Below are 14,665 nucleotides of genomic sequence, written 5' to 3'. Positions count from 1 at the left end.
ATACACGTGTATTAACCCTTAGCAATTAATATTTGAGATTGAGCCTTAATATAAGTATTTAATTCATAAACTTTTCTTACAATAATCTGATGAAAAGTATATGCAAAAATTGCTACAAAAATACCTGCAGCTGTAGCTATTAGTGCTTCTGAGATTGCAGGAGCAATAATTGAAAAAGCAACTTTAGAATGTGTTGAAAATTTTGCAAAAGATTCTAATATTCCTACAACGGTACCAAATAAACCAATAAAAGGTGCTGTAGATGAGATAATAGCTAACCAAGATACACCAACACTAGCTTCTTTAATAATATTAAGTTCGCATGCATATAGCAGTTCTTTTGAATTCGTATTATTTGCACATTTATTTAGTGCAGATAATGGTGAAAATGCAGCTTCTCGTGAAGTTAGAGATTCTAATGATTTTTCTTCATTTCTAATTAATGCATTAAGTGCAAAATATCTATATAAGAAAATCCATATTGTAATAATGAGGTAGACTGACAATAGTGCTAAAACTATATAAGTTATAGCACTACTATTAGTCAAATAATTTAGTATTGTATTTGTCATAAGCTATTATGCGAATGAGTTAATTTTTGCTTCAACTGATGCAACAGAGATATTAGAATCTTTAACAGAGTTAACTAATTCTTTTGCAGCTTCAATATTTTTAGCAATCTTCGAATCTTGTCCTGAAGTTAATGCAATTGCACCATCTGCTAGAACGTCAACTGAATATTCATCAACTTTAACATGTCCCCAATTTATGGCAACAGCTTCAGTTGAATCAGCTTTTTCAATAATAATTACACCAACTGTTAGTGAAGAAACTAACGATGAATGTCCTGGTAAAACTCCGAACTCTCCCTCTTTTCCAGGAAGAGTCACGGTTTTTACATCATCGTTAAAAATTTCTCCATTAGGTGTAACTATTGATAATTTAATTGTATCCATGTTATGCCTTAATGGTTAATTATTTTAAACTTTCAGCTTTAGCTAAAGCTTCGTCCATTCCACCAACCATGTAGAATGCCATTTCTGGAAGGTCATCATATTTACCTTCTAAGATTCCTTGGAATCCAGCAATAGTATCTTTTAATTCTACGTATTTACCAGGAGATCCTGTGAATACTTCTGCAACGAAGAATGGTTGAGATAAGAATCTCTCAATTTTTCTAGCTCTAGAAACAACAAGTTTGTCAGCTTCAGATAATTCATCCATACCAAGAATTGCAATAATATCTTGTAAATCTTTATATTTTTGAAGAACTGATTGAACACCTCTTGCAGTATCGTAATGCTCTTGACCTAATACATCTGCACTTAAAATTCTAGAAGTAGAATCTAATGGATCAACTGCTGGGTAAATACCTTTTTCAGCAATTTTTCTGTTAAGTACTGTAGTAGCATCTAAGTGAGCAAATACAGAAGCAGGAGCTGGATCTGTTAAGTCATCCGCAGGAACATATACAGCTTGTACAGATGTAATTGAACCTTTATTAGTAGATGTAATTCTTTCTTGTAACTTACCCATTTCTGAAGCAAGTGTTGGTTGGTAACCAACTGCTGAAGGAATTCTACCTAATAATGCAGACATTTCAGAACCTGATTGTGCAAATCTGAAGATATTATCAACAAACATTAATACATCAAGACCTTTTTCATCTCTGAAGTACTCAGCCATAGTAAGACCTGTTAAGGCAATTCTATTTCTAGCACCTGGAGGCTCAGACATTTGACCATAACATAATGCAACTTTGTCCAGTACGTTAGAATCTTTCATTTCGAAATAAAGGTCATTACCTTCTCTTGTTCTTTCACCAACACCTGCGAATACAGAGTATCCTGAATGTTTGAAAGCAACATTATGGATTAATTCCATAATAATAACTGTTTTACCAACACCAGCACCACCGAATAATCCTACTTTTCCACCTTTTGAGTATGGAGCAAGTAAATCTACAACTTTGATACCTGTTTCAAACATTTCTGTTTTAGTTGATTGCTCTTCAAAAGAAGGAGCAGATCTATGAATAGACCATTTTGGAGTGTCTTCAGCAATAGCTTCACCTTCATCTACAGGTTCACCAATTACATTGAAAATTCTTCCTAATACAGCATCTCCAACAGGAACCTTAATAGGACCTCCTGTAGCGTTACATTCTTGACCTCTAGTTAAACCCTCAGTCATATCCATTGCAATAGTTCTTACTCTACTATCACCAATGTGTGCAGCAACTTCTAATACTAATCTGTCAGCGTTAGCGTCTGCTAATACTACGTCAATAGCTTCATTTATTTCTGGTAGGTAGCCGTCGAATTCAACATCAACAACTGGACCCATTACCTGAATAACTTTACCTTTCATACGCGATGCTCCTTTATATTATTTTAATGATTCTACACCAGAGATAATTTCGATTAACTCTGTTGTAATTGCAGCTTGTCTAGCTTTGTTATATTCTACTGTTAATGAGTCAACTTTCTCTTTTGCATTTTTAGTTGCAGCTTCCATTGCTTGCATTCTTGCAGAATGTTCAGCAGCTAAAGAGTCAATTAGAGCGTAATACATATTGAAATCAATATATTTACCTGTTAATTCATTTAACACTTCTTCATCATCATCTGGTTCAATATTTAACATAGAACTTGCTTCTTTTACTTCCACAGTTTCTAAGCTAATTGGTAACAATTCTCTAACTCTAATTTCTTGAGCTAGCATGTTTAAGAATCCATTATAAACAACAACTACTTTATCAGTAGTTCCATTATTAAAGTCTTCTACAACATCATTAATAAAATCAGCAGCTCTATCGTACTCAGGTGCTGAAGATAAATCACTAACTGCTTGGTGTAAACTTATACCTTGGAAGTTAAAGTAATCAACACCTTTTCTTCCCGCAGCTCTTAATCTAACTGTTGCACCTTTTGCACTATAGTCTTCCATCATTTTACTAACAGTTTTAATTGTTGCCATATTAAAACCACCGCAAAGTCCCTTATCAGCAGTTACAAAAACAATATCAACTGTTTTTGGGTTATCATTTATTTCAAATGCTCTACCGATGTTTCCTTCGTCTTGAACTTTGCTAACTCTAGTAGCGATATCAGAAAGTACATCATTTATCTTACCTGCATAACTTCTCGCTTGATCAGACAGTTGTCTAGTTCGCGTTAATTTTGCAGAAGATACAAGCTTCATAGCTTTAGTTGTCTTCTGAGTGTTTTTCACACTACCAATTTGTAATTTAATCTCTTTTAAGTTAGCCATTAACTAATCCTTAGTTTGCACTAAATACAGTTTTAAACTCTTCTAATGCAGCTTTTAATTCTGCTTCAGTTTCATCATCTATCTTTTTCTTAGATCTAATTGCATCTAAAATATTAGTATATTTTTGTTCAAAGAAAGTATGTAACTCTGCTTCGAATTTTACTACGTCTTCAACAGCAACATCATTTAAATAACCTTTTGTACCAGCGTAAAGAATAACAATTTGTTTTTCAATTACTAAAGGAGCGTTAACACCTTGTTTAAGTACTTCAACCATTCTTTGACCAAGTTCAAGTTCTTTTCTTGTAGCTTCATCAAGATCAGATGCAAATTGTGCGAATGCTTCTAATTCTCTAAATTGTGCTAAAGATAATTTTAAAGTACCAGCAACTTGCTTAGTAGCTTTAATTTGTGCAGCTCCACCAACTCTTGAAACTGATAAACCAACATTAATTGCAGGTCTAATCCCTGAGTTAAATAGGTTTGTTTCTAAGAAGATTTGTCCATCAGTAATTGAAATTACGTTTGTTGGAATATATGCAGCAACATCCCCTGCTTGTGTTTCAATGATTGGTAATGCAGTCATAGAACCAGCACCATTTTCATCTGACATTTTTGCAGCTCTCTCAAGTAATCTTGAGTGTAGGTAGAATACATCCCCTGGGAATGCTTCTCGACCTGGAGGTCTTCTTAATAATAATGACATTTCTCTATATGCAACGGCATGTTTAGTTAAATCATCATATACAATTAATGCATGTTGTGCGTTATCTCTAAAGTATTCACCAATTGTAACACCTGTATATGGTGCTAAGAATTGTAATGCAGAAGAATCAGCAGCGCCAGCGTTAACAATAACAGTATAGTCCATTGCTCCAGCTTCTTCTAAAGTTCTTACAACAGTAGCAACTGTAGATGCTTTTTGTCCAATTGCAACATAAATACAAGTAACACCTTGATCTTTTTGATTAAGGATTGTATCAATAGCAACTGTAGATTTACCAGTTTGTCTATCACCAATAATAAGCTCTCTTTGACCTCTTCCGATTGGAACAAGCGCATCAATTGCTTTAATACCAGTTTGTAATGGTTCATGAACTGATTTTCTAGCCATGATTCCAGGAGCTTTTTCTTCAACTAATCTTGATTCAGTTGATTCAATTGCACCTTTACCATCAATTGGTTCACCAAGAGCATTTACAACTCTTCCTTTCATTGCGTCACCTACAGGAGTAGATAATAAAGAACCAAGTCTCTTACAAGAACTTCCTTCTCTTAATCCATCACCTTTACCAAGTACAACTACACCAACAGAAGCTTCTTCTAAGTTAAGAGTAAGTCCTCTATCTCCATTGTCAAACTCAACAATTTCACCAGCCATAACGTTCTTTAGACCGTAAACTTGAGCAACACCATCTGCGTAAGAGATGATTTTACCAGTTTCATTTACATCTACATTTAATTCAAAGTTATCAATTCTTTCTTTTATGATCGAACTGATTTCATCAGCTTGAATTTTTGTACCCATTCAATTTCTCCTTTGTTAAGTTCTAAACTGCTTGTAAAATATGATCAATCATTTGCGTCTTTAATCTTTCTTTTGAGAAAGAAATTTCAACACCTAATCCATCAATATCTACTTTTATACCATCAAAATCACAAACATTTTGTGATAAAGATAATTTAACATCAAATTTTTTACTAAATTGTTTTTCAATTGAAGAAACGTAATCTTTCGATAACTCTTCATTTGTATAAACAACTCCAACATAAGTATTATTCATTTTTGCAATTTGAACGTTAAGTTCTGATGCAATAAATGGTAATATCTCTAATCTTCTTTTTTCACCAAGTAATTTAACAAAATTTGTTAAAGTCTTATCAGCTTTTTTCACTAATGAAATAACTAATTCAACTTTTTTGCTATCACTTACTTCAGGAGAAGATATAATAGAGTTAAACTTATCATCAGCAAATGCTGAAGAAATATTATTAAGGTCTTTACTTACAGAAGTAATACTCTTAACATCTCTTCCATCAACTAATGCTTTAACATATTTTTTTGCTATTAAATCATTCATATTAAGCTACCTTTTTTAAAACAATATTAACTAACTCATCTTGAGATAATTTGATATTGTCAGATTTTAATAGCTCTTCAAGAACTTCTGCAACAACTTCTCTTTTAGCTTTTGAAGTTTCTACTTTTATCATTTCCTCTAGATTTTTTTCTAGATTGTTAATATCAGCAGTAACCGCTAAAGATACCTTTTCTTTTACAGAATCAATATCAGCTTTTGCATTTTCAACTATTTCAGCTGCAATTTTACTTGCATCTTCAAGTTGTTTTTTAGCTTCATTTACTTTATCTTCAGAAGCTTTTAAAGTATCTTGTACTTTGTCAAGTTCTGCTTGAATAGATAAAGATCTTTCAGCAAAGTATGCTTTAATTTTATCGGCAAGTAAATACCATAAAATTCCAGCAAAAATTATAAAGTTAACGGTTCTTTGAACAATATCTGTTTCAACCGCACCTTCGCTACTTGCAAATAATGCAACAGGAGCTAAAGCTAATCCAAGTAATAAAATTCTGTTCATATTTTCTAATCCCTTTTAAATTGAGCTAAGCTTAGCTTTTAGGCTCTCATTAAATTGAGGCATAGAAGATACTAAAGAATCTCTTAGAGCTTTAGTTTCATCTTGTAAGTTTTTAGCAAACTCCGAAGATTTTGCGTCTAAATTAGATTTAGCACTTGCAAGTTTTGCATCAGCACTCTCTTTGGCTTCCTTATAGGCTTGTTCTCTAATAGCAGCCGCTTCTTTTTTTGCTTCAGCAATCACATTGTTTGCTTCTGCAATCATTCCATCAACGTTCGCACCGTTTGATTTCGCGTCTTCTAAATCTTTAGAAATAGAAGCTGCTCTATCATCCATATGCTTAAGTAATGGCTTGAATAGACAACTGTTTAGTCTAGCAAGAACTAAAAGAAAGATAACACCAGAGCTAAGCAATAATACAGGACTTATGTCTAACATTCATTCCTCCATATTTTTTACAGTTTAGTTTAACTAAAACTCATATATTTTAGCAAAGTTAACTATAAAATTATATTAAAAGAAAAAATTAGATTGTAAATTTTTAGATTTTGTTACTATTGTAACTTAAAGTAAGAGGAAATCTTTTCTATATCTTCTTGTGAGTTAATTTGGATTTTAAGATAATTCTTTTCAGCTTTGATTTTTAGGCCGTTTGCTTCAAGTTTTGATACAACATTTGAAAGTGGTTTAAAATCAAATTCTGAAGCTTTAGCTTGCTTCTTTGTACTTGGATTAATTCTATTTTTTAAGTCTTTTACAAGCTTCTCTGTTTCTCTAACTGACAGTTTTTGTCCAATAACAGAGTCACAAACCATTTTTTGTTCATTATCACTAAGTCCAAGCATAATTTTAGCATGACCTGCACTAATTTTGCTACTTGCTAAAAGTTGTTGGGCATATGAGCTTAATTGTAACAATCTTAATGTATTTGTAATCGAAGTTCTACTTTTGAAAACTTTTTTTGATAATTCTTCATGAGTAATATTATGTTCATTTATTAATTGTGCATAAGAATATGCTAATTCAACAATATTTAAATCATCTCTTTGAATATTTTCAATTAAAGCTAATTCTCTTAATTTTAAAGTGTCAATATCTAATACAATAGATTTTATTGTTTCTACATTTGCTAATTTATGTGCTCTTAGTCTTCTCTCACCTGAAACTAATGTAAAAGTATTGTCATCATTTTGTATTACAGTAATTGGTTGTAATAATCCATGCTCAACAATAGATGAACTTAATTCTTCAAGTTTTTCTTCATCAAAGATTTTTCTTGGCTGGTTTGGATTTGCTTTTATTAATGAAATATCTAAATCTACTACTTTTGAAGCATAATCATGACTATTGTTACTTTCATATGCTGATTCAACTTCACCTAATAATTCACCTAATCCTCTACCTAATGCCATTGTTTATCCTAAGTTTAATATTTAATTGTAAGTTATGCAGTTATTGCACGTGCTAGATTTGTATATGCTTTAGTACCACTTGCACTTGCATCATATAACATAATTGGTTTTCCAAAACTTGGACTTTCTGCTAATTTTATATTTCGTGGAATTACTACATACGAGCTTTCATCAATTTTAAACAATTTATTTTCAAAGTGTTGTGCTAAATCTGCAAATACTTGCTTTGATAAATTGTTTTGTGAAGAGTACATAGTAGGAAGAAAACCTCTAATTTGTAAAGATTTATTTATTGTTTGTTTTACTAGTTTTATTGTACTTAATAGTTGTGCTAGTCCCTCAAGTGCAAAAAATTCACATTGTATTGGAATAAGCACAGAGTTTGATGCACTTAATGTATTAATAGTAATTGGTCCTAATGCAGGAGGTGAATCAATTATAATATAATCAAAATCTTTCTTTATTGGATCGATTTTTCTTTTTAATACTAATTCCCGCTCTTTTGTATTTTTATAAAACTCTTTTTCAATTCCTACAAGTCCAATATTTGAAGGAGCTACTTTTAAATTCTCAATTTCAGAATCTAAAATGATTTCATTTAATTCTTTTGTACCTAACATTACATGGTAAATATTATACTCATATGTATCTCTATGAAAGCCTAAAGATGTTGTTGCATTAGCTTGTGGGTCAGCATCTATTAATAATACTTTTTTACCCTCTAATGCTAAGGCTGCACTTAAATTTACAGCAGTAGTAGTTTTACCTACTCCACCTTTTTGATTAGCTATTGCTATAATTTCTGTCATCTTAAACTAAATACCTTTTTATTATTTACTTCTATTGAACCATCAATATTTAATATTGCATTTTCTAATGATATTTTCTCATTATCAACGGTTGCTTGGAATTTTCGACTATGTTGGAATTCTATCTTAAAATAGTTGAAAATCTGCTTCCATGAATCTTTTCTTTCTAATTTATCAAAATAAGATTTTAATATATCATTTGAATTAATTTGAATATCTAATTTTCCATAATCTTCATTTACAGATTTTAAATTTAAACCTATTCCACAATATATTAAATCTTTAGATATAGTTGTAATTGTTCCACCAATTTTTTTATCATTTATATAAAAATCATTTGGCCATTTTAACCATACACTTGATTTGTTTTGATTTAAAACTTCTTTTAATATATATGAAAAGTATATTGATGCACTTTGTATTGGTAAATCTTCAGGTAAATCTTTTTTTAGTAGAACAAAAGAGAAAAAAAGATTACCTTTTACTCCACTCCAAGAGTTTCCACGACTACCTATTCCATTTGTTTGATAATCTGTACATATACAAATATTTTCACTGTATGCATTGTTTTGAATATACTCTTTTAGATATGTATGTGTAGAAGATACTTCATTTAGTTTAATTATTTTCATAATAAAAGTATACATAATAACTTTACAAGAGTATATTAATTATAATGTTTCAAAAAAGGTTACTATGTTAGATCCAGTTTTACCAATAGCAATGTATCTTATTCTTGGATATTTATTTAAAATCATTTACCATGATAACTCTAAACAATTAATAGAGTTTATTATATATTTCTCACTTCCTGCAATTGTATTTTCTAAAATCTATCCTTTAGTTTTAGATGAAAAGATACTTGGTCTTATATTAATGTTTATAGGTTTTATTCTATTTAATTTAACACTTGCTTACTTTATTGGTAAGATGATGAAACTAAATAGATTACTTCTTGCAACATTTATGATAATGTCAACATTTGGTAATACTTCATTTATTGGTTTTTCATATATTGATGCTTTTTATGGTCAGGATTATATTGTATATGGTTTAATTTATGATTTATTTGGTTCTTTTCTTCTTTTAGTATCTATTGGAATGTTTATAATTACTTGGGGAAGTGGAAGAAAAAATGACACTAAATCGATATTTAAAAGTGTTTTATTATTTCCACCAAGTTTGATGTTTTTTATAACTATTCTTGCTAAAAACTTTGAAATACCAAACTTTATAATGCTTACAACTGAAACATTAGGAGCAACACTAGTTCCTATTGCTATGATTGCTATTGGAATGAAACTTGAACTTAAACATATTTTTGTTAAATTTCATATAGTTTCAATGGCTATGTTATTAAAAATGGTAATTGTTCCAATAATTGTATTAATTGGGTTTCAAATTTTCTATGGCATTGATGAAACATGGGTAAAAGTAACAATTATTGAAGTTGCTATGCCACCTATGACAATGGCAACAGTTTTAGCAATAAAAGGTGGTTTAGATGAGAAAGTTGCAATTAACTCTTTAGTTTTAGGAGTTTTATTAAGTTTACTTACAATTACAGCCTATACAACCTATCTAGCATGATTATCCTGCTAGATTAATTGTAAACTCTGCTCCTTTATAATCTATACCTTCATATTTATATTCAATATTTTCAACAGCTAAGGTACCTTGCATATGTTTTTGAATAATAAGTTTAGTTAAAAATAGGCCTATTTGACAAGAGTCTTTATCCTCTTTTTTACTATGACTTTGCTCAAAAATATCTTCTAAGATTAAAGGGTCTATGCCTTTAGCATTATCTTTTATGCTTAAAGAAATTATATTGTTTTCCTCTTGTAAATTAATAAAAACATACCTTTTTTCAGTCATTTCAATATTAGCTACAAGTGCTTCTTTTGCATTAGTTAATAAGTTTAAAATACATTGTGTAAACTCATTTTTAAGACCATAAGTATATAAAGAAGTATTAAGATCTAATACAATGATAATATCATTTATAATTAATTCTGTTTCTGCAATTTCCAAACTCTTTTTAATTGCATGAGCAATATTAAAGTTTTCATCCATTGTATTAACGTTATAGAATTCTCTAAAATCATCAATTGTCTTAGATAAAATTTGTGTTGTTTGCACAATTTGTTTTAATTGTGCTTTATTATCTTCAACATCATTATTACCTATTTCTAAATTAAGACATACTCCACTTGCAAGTGTAGAAATTGTACTTAAAGGTTGTCTCCATTGATGAGCAATATTTCCTATCATTTCACCCATTGAGGCCATTTTTGATTGATGGAAAATAATTGCAGATTTATTTTGGTCTTCTAAAATTTTATCTTTAATCTTTGTTTCTAAATCTTCATTTGATTTAATAAGCTGATTATTCAATTCTTGTAGTTTTAAAACATCATCTTGCGCTTTAGAGACAGAAAGAGAGACAAAGGAACTTATCATAGAAACGATATCTTTATCTTTTTTTGTAAATACTAAATACTTATCATCTTCTTTTTTATTTAATAATTGAATAACACCTAGTACTTTATTATCAATTGGATGAACTAAAGGAACAGATATTGTTGAGTGTGTTTTATAGTTGAATTTTTTGTCAAACTCTTTTGCACCTAAAAATTCATAATCTTCAGATGAATAAATATCATCAATTATTATAATCTTTTTTCTCAAAAAAGAGTCAACTGCTAAATATTTATCTTTAGTATCAAGTGGTAGCTTATATTCGTGTGAAGCGTGATAAAATCTGTAAATATCTTCATAAGATAATACATCATTTTGAAAAACATGAAACTTTAAATAATCTTCTTGTTTTATGTAAATAGTTCCAGCTTCTGCATTTAATAATTCTCGAGTATATTTTAATATTTCATGAAGCAAAACATCTAAGTCGCTAATATTAAATAAACTTACGTCATATATATGTTTTAAATCATCTGAAGCCATATTCCTACTTAATAAATAATTTTTACTATAATAACACAAGTTATTTTAAAACATCACCTATTTCTAATCTTTGTCCTCTAATATAGTCAATTGAGCTTAATGCTTTTTTTGAAGGAGCTTGTATAGTTTTTATTTTTATACTACCTTTTTCACATCCAACTAAAATATAATCAGTTTCAATTGCTAAAATAGAACCTGAAATATTTAAAGATTTATTTTCTATTAATTCAATGTTTTTTAACTTTAAACCAGAAGTTAAGAAAACTCCTGGCCAATATGAGTATGCTTTGTACTTTAAAAAAAGTTTTTTTGCTGATTTAAAGTCTACTAAACCATCATCTTTTTTTATTTTTTTACAAAAAGAAACTTCTGCTTCATTTTGTTTTAGTGGTTTTATATTATCAAAATTATCTAAAGTGGTAATAGTTAAAGCGGCAGCGATATCTGAAAGCTTATCAAATGCTACATCAACTTCCATAGTAGGTGTTATTTTTAAATATTGTAAGGCTAAGATATCACCTGAATCTAAACCCTCTTCCATAAACATAGAAGTAACACCTGTAAAATAATCATCATTTAAAAGTGATTCTTGAATTGGGCTTGCACCTCTATATTTTGGTAATAAAGAAGCATGAAGATTGATACAAGGAGCAATATCTAAAATCTCTTTTGGTAAGATTTGTCCATAAGCTGCAACTATTATAAAATCTGGATTTAAATTTTTAATCTCTTCTGCAGCTTCAATATTTCCTCTTAACTTTTCTGGCTGAAAAATAGGAATATTTAAATTTTCATCAATACAAAACTGTTTAATATGAGGTGCTGTTAAAACTTGTTTTCTTCCAACAGGTTTATCAGGTTGAGTAAAAAGACCAATTACTTCATAAGAACTTTTGATTAATTCTTTAAAAATCCTAGTTGCATAATCTGGTGTTCCCATAAAAAGTATTTTTTTACTCATTAATTTTCCTTAAATTTAATTTTCTTTTTGAAAAATAGTTCCACTATTATGATTGTCATATAATAAATAATCATAGGCATTTTTCAAATCAAAACCTGATGTTAAATACATCTTTTTATTTCTCTTCATTAAAAAGTTTGCAGCTTTAAGTTTTGTAACAATCCCACCTGTAGCAAACTCTGAGTTTGGAGTATGTTTCATTTGTAACTCTTCATCATCAATAGAATTAACAATTTTTAAAATTTTAGCATCTTTATTTTCATGTGGATTTGAATCATAGAAACCATCAATATCACTTAAAATTGCTAGCATATCAGCATCAAAAAAATAAGCAGCATGAGCTCCAAGTTGATCATTATCACCAAATAAAAGTTCTTCATTTGCAATAACATCATTTTCATTTATAATAGGAACAATATCATTTTCTAATAATATTTCCATAACAGCTTTCGCATTCTCTGATCTTTTTCTTGAATCAAAGTCTTCTGCAACTAAAAGCATTTGTGCACATTTTATATCATGTTGCGCAAATCTTTTTTTATAATATTTCATAAGTAGTGGCTGACCAATAGCTGCTAAGGCTTGTCTATTTAAAATCTTTTTTCTATCTAAATTTAATTTTGTATTTCCAGCTGCAACTGCACCTGAAGATACTAAAATCACTTGAAGATTTTTTTCTTCTTTCAATTTAGCTATAAAATCGACTAAATTATTTAATCTATTAATAGCTAAGGTTGTATCTTCTCTTAATACAGCGCTACCAACTTTTATAACTAAACGTTTCATTTGTTTTGTTCTAATAAATTATAAAGTGCAAAAGTAATTGATTTTGTATTTTTTCTAGTAACTGATGAAATTGGTAATACAAAAAATGGCTTACTATTGTCAAATCTTGAGTAAGTTAAATCTTGAACATAATATGGATAATCTTTATCAAATCCAAACTCATTTGAAGTAGTACACTCTAAACCAATATCAGAAATAAATTGTTTAATGTCTGCTTCTAAATCTTCTCCATAATATCCATCAATTTTACTTAATGCAATTGCATAATTTCTTCCTGATAATTCAGTAGAGAATTTTGCAACTTCTTCTTTTAATACATTATATTGATCAATCATTGTTCTATAATTTGCAACATCTACCATAAATAGTAAAGTTTTTGTTCTTTCAATATGTTTTAAGAACTCTAATCCTAAACCTCTACCATCAGCAGCTCCATCAATAATTCCTGGAATATCTGCCATTACAAATGAGTTATAATCTCCAACTTCAACAACACCTAATTTAGGAGTTAAAGTTGTAAATTCATAATTTGCAATCTCTGGATTTGCATTTGATGTAGTTGAAATTAGCGTTGATTTACCAACATTTGGGTATCCAACTAATCCAACATCGGCAATAAGTTTTAATTCTAATCTAATATTTTGACTAAGACCTGGAAGACCTGGTTGAAAATAAGTTGGTCTTTGATTTCTAGAGTTTTTAAAGTGAACATTTCCAAGCCCACCTTTTCCACCTTCTAAAATTCTTACCTTTTCACCCTCAGTTACTAAGTCAAATAAAATTTCCCCTGAGTCATCGTCTATAACTTGTGTTCCAGGAGGGACAATTAAAACTAAATGATCTGCAGATTTTCCAGTCATTCTTGATGCCATTCCTTGCTTTCCATTATCAGCTTTAAATACTTTTCTACCTTTATAGTTTGATAACGTATCAGTATTAGAATCTACTAAAAAGTAAACATCACCACCTTTTCCACCATCTCCACCATCTGGTCCACCTTTAACAACAAACTTTTCTCTTCTAAAAGAGGCACAACCTTGTCCACCTTTTCCTGATGAAACATTAAATCTAGCACTATCTATAAACATTTTAACCTCACTTTTGTGAAAAATAAAAAACCAATACTATATTAACTTTTTATTTTCCATTTTTGTATAAATAAAAAAAGGGTGCCAGCATATGCTAACACCCTTTTTAAAGACATAAATAAAGTTCAGAATTACGAAGCGTAAACTGAAACTTTCTTTCTTTTTTTATCTTTAACTTCGAATTTAACAACACCGTCAATTAAAGCATAGATTGTATGATCTTTTCCGATACCAACATTTTGTCCAACATGAACTTTAGTACCTCTTTGTCTAATAATAATATTACCAGATCTTACAACTTCACCACCATATTTTTTCACACCAAGTCTTTTTCCAGCTGAATCTCTATTATTCTGTGTACTTCCTTGACCTTTCTTATGTGCCATAGTTTATCTCCTTAACTTGATTGTGCTTATGCAGCGATTTTTGTAATTCTAATTTTAGTGAAGCTTTTTCTAAAACCTCTTTTTAACTTAGAATCTTTTCTTCTTCTTTTTTTGTAAATGATAACTTTTCTGTCTCTATTTACACCTGTACCATCTAATACTACTTCTGCTTCAACTTTAGCACTTGATACAGCATCACCTGTAACTAATTCACCGTTGTTTACAGCTAATACATCAGTAATTTCTAATGTTTCTTTTGCAGCTTTACCAGTATAATCAATGTCTAAGATATCACCTTCAGAAACTTTATACTGTTTTCCACCACATTTGATAATTGCGTACATTTTTATTCCTCTAAATTAACTTCTCTTGTGTTAACTTCATTTTA

At 29.7% G+C, this 14,665-nt stretch carries 18 protein-coding genes; 1 reads left to right on the top strand and 17 read right to left on the bottom strand.

Annotation, left to right across the window (positions count from 1 at the left end; genetic code table 11):
* Positions 1–11: 11 nt before the first annotated feature.
* From GBG18_RS01910 to GBG18_RS01860, 11 genes are all read right to left on the bottom strand, one after another.
* Complete coding sequence (locus tag GBG18_RS01910) at positions 12–572, bottom strand: MotA/TolQ/ExbB proton channel family protein (RefSeq protein ID WP_152187876.1); 561 nt, start codon at positions 570–572, stop codon at positions 12–14.
* A 6-nt stretch (positions 573–578) separates the two neighbouring features.
* Positions 579–956 carry an ATP synthase F1 subunit epsilon gene (atpC, locus tag GBG18_RS01905; RefSeq protein ID WP_152187874.1) on the bottom strand — a complete coding sequence of 126 codons (378 nt, stop codon included), beginning with the start codon at positions 954–956 and terminating at the stop codon, positions 579–581.
* Between the two features lie 19 nt (positions 957–975).
* Entirely contained in the window at positions 976–2,370 is a 1,395-nt protein-coding gene (atpD, locus tag GBG18_RS01900; RefSeq protein WP_152187872.1) for a F0F1 ATP synthase subunit beta, read from the bottom strand.
* An 18-nt stretch (positions 2,371–2,388) separates the two neighbouring features.
* On the bottom strand, positions 2,389–3,273 hold the full coding sequence (gene atpG, locus GBG18_RS01895) for an ATP synthase F1 subunit gamma (RefSeq protein ID WP_152187870.1): 885 nt from the start codon (positions 3,271–3,273) through the stop codon (positions 2,389–2,391).
* Positions 3,274–3,283: 10 nt separating this feature from the next.
* Entirely contained in the window at positions 3,284–4,801 is a 1,518-nt protein-coding gene (gene atpA / locus GBG18_RS01890) for a F0F1 ATP synthase subunit alpha (RefSeq protein ID WP_152187868.1), read from the bottom strand.
* 22 nt (positions 4,802–4,823) lie between these two features.
* The gene (locus GBG18_RS01885) at positions 4,824–5,354 is read right to left on the bottom strand and encodes a F0F1 ATP synthase subunit delta (protein WP_152187867.1); all 531 of its coding nucleotides are present in this window, start codon (positions 5,352–5,354) and stop codon (positions 4,824–4,826) included.
* Between the two features lies 1 nt (position 5,355).
* A complete protein-coding gene (locus tag GBG18_RS01880; protein WP_152187865.1) occupies positions 5,356–5,871 on the bottom strand; it encodes a F0F1 ATP synthase subunit B in 516 nt (171 codons plus the stop codon).
* A 15-nt stretch (positions 5,872–5,886) separates the two neighbouring features.
* On the bottom strand, positions 5,887–6,309 hold the full coding sequence (locus tag GBG18_RS01875; protein ID WP_152187863.1) for a F0F1 ATP synthase subunit B family protein: 423 nt from the start codon (positions 6,307–6,309) through the stop codon (positions 5,887–5,889).
* Between the two features lie 116 nt (positions 6,310–6,425).
* Positions 6,426–7,283 carry a ParB/RepB/Spo0J family partition protein gene (locus GBG18_RS01870; RefSeq protein WP_152187862.1) on the bottom strand — a complete coding sequence of 286 codons (858 nt, stop codon included), beginning with the start codon at positions 7,281–7,283 and terminating at the stop codon, positions 6,426–6,428.
* 32 nt (positions 7,284–7,315) lie between these two features.
* Entirely contained in the window at positions 7,316–8,092 is a 777-nt protein-coding gene (locus tag GBG18_RS01865; protein WP_152187860.1) for a ParA family protein, read from the bottom strand.
* The gene (locus GBG18_RS01860; RefSeq protein WP_152187858.1) at positions 8,089–8,724 is read right to left on the bottom strand and encodes a biotin--[acetyl-CoA-carboxylase] ligase; all 636 of its coding nucleotides are present in this window, start codon (positions 8,722–8,724) and stop codon (positions 8,089–8,091) included. Before GBG18_RS01860 ends, GBG18_RS01865 begins: the two co-directional genes overlap by 4 nt.
* 64 nt (positions 8,725–8,788) lie before the next feature.
* On the opposite strand from GBG18_RS01860, the gene GBG18_RS01855 reads away from it, so the two are divergent.
* Entirely contained in the window at positions 8,789–9,682 is an 894-nt protein-coding gene (locus tag GBG18_RS01855) for an AEC family transporter (RefSeq protein WP_152187857.1), read from the top strand.
* On the opposite strand, the gene GBG18_RS01850 is transcribed toward GBG18_RS01855, so the two are convergent.
* From GBG18_RS01850 to rplU, 6 genes are all read right to left on the bottom strand, one after another.
* Complete coding sequence (locus GBG18_RS01850) at positions 9,683–11,056, bottom strand: GAF domain-containing sensor histidine kinase (RefSeq protein ID WP_152187855.1); 1,374 nt, start codon at positions 11,054–11,056, stop codon at positions 9,683–9,685.
* A gap of 40 nt (positions 11,057–11,096) precedes the next feature.
* Entirely contained in the window at positions 11,097–12,017 is a 921-nt protein-coding gene (gene fmt, locus GBG18_RS01845; protein ID WP_152187853.1) for a methionyl-tRNA formyltransferase, read from the bottom strand.
* Positions 12,018–12,032: 15 nt separating this feature from the next.
* Positions 12,033–12,803 carry a glutamate 5-kinase gene (gene proB / locus GBG18_RS01840; protein WP_152187851.1) on the bottom strand — a complete coding sequence of 257 codons (771 nt, stop codon included), beginning with the start codon at positions 12,801–12,803 and terminating at the stop codon, positions 12,033–12,035.
* The gene (gene obgE, locus GBG18_RS01835) at positions 12,800–13,891 is read right to left on the bottom strand and encodes a GTPase ObgE (protein ID WP_152187849.1); all 1,092 of its coding nucleotides are present in this window, start codon (positions 13,889–13,891) and stop codon (positions 12,800–12,802) included. The genes proB and obgE overlap by 4 nt, the downstream gene beginning before the upstream one ends.
* A 131-nt stretch (positions 13,892–14,022) precedes the next feature.
* Entirely contained in the window at positions 14,023–14,277 is a 255-nt protein-coding gene (rpmA, locus tag GBG18_RS01830) for a 50S ribosomal protein L27 (protein ID WP_152187848.1), read from the bottom strand.
* A gap of 26 nt (positions 14,278–14,303) precedes the next feature.
* Positions 14,304–14,621, bottom strand: coding sequence for a 50S ribosomal protein L21 (gene rplU / locus GBG18_RS01825; RefSeq protein ID WP_152187846.1), 318 nt, complete (start codon positions 14,619–14,621; stop codon positions 14,304–14,306).
* Between the last annotated feature and the right edge of the window lie 44 nt (positions 14,622–14,665).

Source organism: Poseidonibacter ostreae, from assembly GCF_009208075.1.
In the GTDB taxonomy this organism is placed as follows: Bacteria; Campylobacterota; Campylobacteria; order Campylobacterales; family Arcobacteraceae; genus Poseidonibacter; species Poseidonibacter ostreae.
This window is presented reverse-complemented; position numbering and strand designations above follow the sequence as displayed.